This window comes from Mesorhizobium sp. M1A.T.Ca.IN.004.03.1.1 (assembly GCF_003997555.1).
Lineage (GTDB): Bacteria > Pseudomonadota > Alphaproteobacteria > Rhizobiales > Rhizobiaceae > Mesorhizobium.
In genome coordinates this window covers 1-258 of the sequence record NZ_RZTV01000583.1, presented here as the reverse complement: position 1 = coordinate 258, position 258 = coordinate 1, and the positions used below count along the sequence as shown (strand labels likewise).

The 258-nt window shown below is 58.1% G+C and carries 1 pseudogene; it reads left to right on the top strand.

The features are described 5' to 3' along the window. Window positions 1-258, top strand: a pseudogene (locus EOD29_RS32965) (hypothetical protein); the annotation flags it as partial.

The window sequence follows — 258 nt, the reverse complement described above, 5'->3', positions numbered from 1 at the left end:
GGCTGGGCGGTTCGGCTTCAAGGATCTGGTTGAGCCCGAATTCATCGGCGCTACAGCATTCTCGATCTTGGAACGGTTGAAGGAGGCTGTCGACAAAGCTCCTCCCCGTTCCACGTTCACGCTGGTTACGACCGATCGTGTACGAGACGACGATCCCCTGTCGAAGCTCCTCAAGACAGCCGACAAGTCTCTGGACCTGGAGAAACTCGCCGTCGGCAAAACCGAGAGAAGCGAGATGGGCGAAGTCCGCAAGCTCTG